This is a genomic window from Homoserinimonas sp. (assembly GCF_056262345.1).
In genome coordinates, this window is sequence record NZ_JBACFR010000234.1 from 1 (window position 1) to 3,918 (window position 3,918).

The following is a 3,918-nucleotide window of genomic DNA, read 5'->3' on the forward strand; positions in this document are numbered from 1 at the left end:
CGACAACGTCGACATCAAGGCCGCAACGACGGCTGGCGTCATGGTCGTGAACGCGCCGACCTCCAACGTGATCTCGGCAGCGGAACTCGCGGTGGGCCACATCCTGAGCCTCGCCCGGTTCATCCCCGAGGCGAACCAGTCCATGAAGGCGGGGGAGTGGAAGCGCTCCAAGTACACCGGCATCGGGCTTTTTGAGAAGACGATCGGCATCGTTGGCCTCGGCCGCATCGGCACGCTCGTCGCTCAGCGCCTCGCCGGTTTCGGCGCCAACCTCATTGCGTATGACCCGTACGTCACGCCCACGCGCGCACAGCAGCTCGGCGTTTCGGTCGTGAGCCTTGACGAGCTCATCGAGCAGTCTGACTTCATCACCATTCACATCCCCAAGACGCCGGAGACGACGGGCCTCTTCGGAGCAGCCGAGTTCGCCAAGGCAAAGCCGACCCTGCGCATCGTCAACTGCAGCCGCGGCGGAATTATCGACGAAGATGCCCTCTTCGAGGCGCTGTCGACCAAGCGCATCGCCGCCGCTGGTCTCGATGTCTTCGTGAGCGAGCCCCCCAAGGACTCGCCTCTCACGACCCTCGACAACATCGTTCTGACGCCCCACCTCGGCGCGTCAACGGATGAGGCTCAGGAGAAGGCTGGCGTCTCTGTTGCCAAGTCGGTGCGTCTCGCTCTCGATGGCGAGCTCGTTCCCGACGCGGTGAACGTGGCCGGTGGCGTCATCGACGAGTCGGTTCGCCCGGGCATTCCGCTCATGGAGAAGCTGGGCCAGATCTTCAGCGCACTCGCCCAGGGACCGGTCACGAGCGTGGATGTTGAGGTTCGCGGCGAGATCGCGGATCTCGATGTCAAGGTGCTCAAGCTCGCCGCGCTCAAGGGAATCTTCACCAACGTCGTCAGCGAGACGGTGTCCTACGTCAACGCGCCCTTGCTTGCCGATCAGCGCGGCATCGAGGTGCGCCTGATCACTGACCCCGTGAGCGACGAATACCGCAACCTGCTGACCATCCGTGGCGGTCTCACCGATGGCACGCAGCTTTCGGTTTCTGCGACTCTCACGGGAACCAAGCAGATCGAGAAGCTGGTCGAGATCAACGGCCACGATGTTGAGGTGCCGATCTCTCAGCACCACATCGTCATGCTCTACACCGACCGCCCCGGGATCGTCGCGGTCTATGGCAAGGAGTTCGGTGACGCCGGCATCAACATCGCTGGCATGCAGATCAGCCGCCGGGAGGCTGGCGGCCAGGCGCTCAGCGTTCTCACGATCGACTCGCCGGCACCAGAGAGCCTGATCGAGAAGGTTCGCGTGGCTATCGACGCCGACGTGATGAAGGAAATCGACATCACGGAGTCCTAGTCTCCGCCGCAACAACAGAAGAGGTGCAGCCGCCGAAAGTTTCCCGCGGGCGCCTCGTCGTTGCTGTGAGTGTTTAGACCATTCCGGGGACGACGACGGCGATCACGATGTTGGCCAGCGTGAGCAGACCGATCGTGCCGAGAACCGCAGGAGAGACGGGCTTCTTCTTGCGGTTGACCAGCGCCAGCACGTAAATCACGATGACGATGAACAGCTTGATGCCGATCTTCATGTGGTTCACCTCGCCGTCGCGCATCTCGGCGAGGACGACGAGGAGCAGGCCGGTCACGAGCTGGGTAAGCGCACCGTGAAGGATTGCGGGGTTGATTACAGCCGACTTGGTGCGGAAGGCCGACATCTGCACCAAGAAGCCGCCCAGAAGGGAGGCGAGGCCGATGAAGTGGAGGATGACAAGTACATCGCGCAGGATTTCCATGGCCCCGAGTGTATCCGACAGTCTGTCGGCATGTTGCTATACTGGACTTGCCGACATCGTGTCGGCAAGATTGGGTTCGAATGTTTTTAGCTCTCCGCGACCTGCGTTTCGCTCGTGGTCGCTTCTTGCTCATGGGTGTCGTTGTCGCCCTTATGGCAACGCTCTCGGTGATTCTCTCTGGCCTGTCCTCAGGACTCGTGGATCACGGCGTCTCAGGCCTGCGCGACATGAAGGCCGATTCGTTCGCCTTCGACGAGACGGTGACGAGCGATCAGTTCTCACGCTCCACGGTGGATGTCACGGCGGCCGCCGAATGGGAAGGCGTTGACGGCGTTACCGCCGCGACTCCTGTCGGCAGCGCGCTCGTTCATGCAGAAAGCGACAACGGAGTGCAGCTCAGTGCGGCACTCTTCGGCATCGAAAAGGGCAGCTTTCTCGCACCAGATCTGATCGACGGAGACGGCGTCGGCTCAGTGGAGAACGGCGTCGTCATCTCGCAGGGCATCGCCGACGACGAGATCGGCATCGGCGACGTCATCACGATCGACCGCATCGGAACCGAGCTCACCGTCGTGGGCACCACGGGCAGCGCTTCGTACGGCCACGTGGCGGTCATCTATCTGCCGCTCTCCGTGTGGCAAAAGGTCGCCTACGGCATGCCGGGGGATGTTCCCGCGAGCGCCTTCGAGGTCGCCACGGCGATTGCCATTCAGCACGACGGAGCCCTCGGCGACTCTGCTGTGGCAGGAACCTCTGCCATCAGCAAGACCGACGCCTTCAACGCATCGCCCGGCTACGAGGCGGAGACCTCGACGATGGTGCTCATCCAGGTATTTCTCTACATCATCTCAGCGCTCGTTGTCGGGGCGTTCTTCACCGTGTGGACCGTGCAGCGTCAGCCCGAGATTGCGCTCCTCAAGGCGGTGGGCGCCTCGGGAGGCTACGTCGTGAGAGACGCGCTCTCGCAGGTTCTGATCATCCTGGTCGGAGCAACCGCAGTGGGCGGAGCAGCCGGATGGGCGCTCGGCGCAGCGATGCCAGCAGGCATGCCGTTCGTGCTTGAGGTTGGCCCTGTGCTCACAGGGTTCGGCCTCATCATCGTCCTCGGCGCGGCGGGAGCGCTGGTTGCTATCCGACAGATCACGCGGGTTGACCCGCTCATTGCGCTGGGAGGCGCCCGATGACCACATCACACTCACTAACTCCAGCACTTTCACTCACTGACGTCACCCTCACGCTGCCAGCCGGCGACGAGACAGTGACCGCGCTTGATCGGGTTTCGCTTGAGGTGGCCCGCGGCGAACTCGTCGCGATCGTCGGCCCCTCTGGTTCGGGAAAATCGAGCCTGCTCGCTGTCGCGGGAGCACTCATGCCCGCAACCTCCGGCAGCGTCATCATCGGTGGGCAGGCCATCAAGGGTCTCTCCAAGCGAAAGCTGGCGCAGCTTCGCCAAGATCAGATCGGGTTTGTCTTTCAGTCAACCAACCTGCTGCCGTCGCTGTCGGCTCGCGATCAGCTGCTCATCGTTCCGCACATTGCGGGGCGAATCACCGCACAGCACCGGGCGAAGGCCGACGAACTATTGGCCTCGGTGGGCATGACGCACCGGGCCGATCGACGCCCCTCGCAGCTCTCGGGCGGCGAGCGGCAGCGGGTCGGCATCGCTCGGGCGCTCATGGGCGACCCTGCCGTGCTTCTCGTTGACGAGCCGACCAGTGCCCTCGATCATTCGCGGGCCGACGACATCGTGGCGCTCCTCGCTGAGCGTGTGCATGCCACGGGAACTGCCTGTGTCATGGTCACCCACGACACCGAGGTTCTCTCTCACACCGACCGGGTGCTGCGGATGCAGGACGGCGTGCTGGCAGAGCCCGCCCCGGCATCGCTTGCATAATGGACTAATGCCAAGAATCACTGCGCCTTCTGTTGTGGAGCATCGCGCGATTCAGCGCGAGGCCCTGATTCATGAGGCGAGCCGGATTCTTCTGGCCGACGGCACGGCGGCGGTTACGCCCGCCGCCGTCGGCAAGGCAGTCGGTTTGGCGCGGAGCAGCGTCTACGAGTATTTTCCCTCGTCGGGGGACCTGCTGGCGGAGGTCGCTGTCAGGGCGATCAT

The 3,918-nt window shown here is 63.4% G+C and carries 5 protein-coding genes; 4 read left to right on the plus strand and 1 reads right to left on the minus strand.

From position 1 onward, the window contains the following. On the plus strand, positions 1 to 1,366 hold a 1,366-nt coding region (gene serA, locus AC062T_RS11340; RefSeq protein WP_476030110.1), incomplete at its 5' end, for a phosphoglycerate dehydrogenase. 73 nt (positions 1,367 to 1,439) lie between these two features. Here serA and AC062T_RS11345 read toward each other — a convergent pair. Further along, a complete protein-coding gene (locus AC062T_RS11345) occupies positions 1,440 to 1,802 on the minus strand; it encodes a hypothetical protein (RefSeq protein ID WP_476030112.1) in 363 nt (120 codons plus the stop codon). An 80-nt stretch (positions 1,803 to 1,882) separates the two neighbouring features. Here AC062T_RS11345 and AC062T_RS11350 point away from each other — a divergent pair, with 80 nt between their 5' ends. The 3 genes from AC062T_RS11350 to AC062T_RS11360 form a co-directional block, all read left to right on the plus strand. Further along, on the plus strand, positions 1,883 to 2,986 hold the full coding sequence (locus AC062T_RS11350) for an ABC transporter permease (protein WP_476030114.1): 1,104 nt from the start codon (positions 1,883 to 1,885) through the stop codon (positions 2,984 to 2,986). Continuing rightward, positions 2,983 to 3,696, plus strand: coding sequence for an ABC transporter ATP-binding protein (locus AC062T_RS11355; RefSeq protein WP_476030116.1), 714 nt, complete (start codon positions 2,983 to 2,985; stop codon positions 3,694 to 3,696). Before AC062T_RS11350 ends, AC062T_RS11355 begins: the two co-directional genes overlap by 4 nt. Positions 3,697 to 3,703: 7 nt before the next feature. Continuing rightward, positions 3,704 to 3,918 (plus strand): TetR family transcriptional regulator (locus tag AC062T_RS11360; RefSeq protein WP_476030118.1); only part of this gene is annotated, 215 nt, incomplete at its 3' end.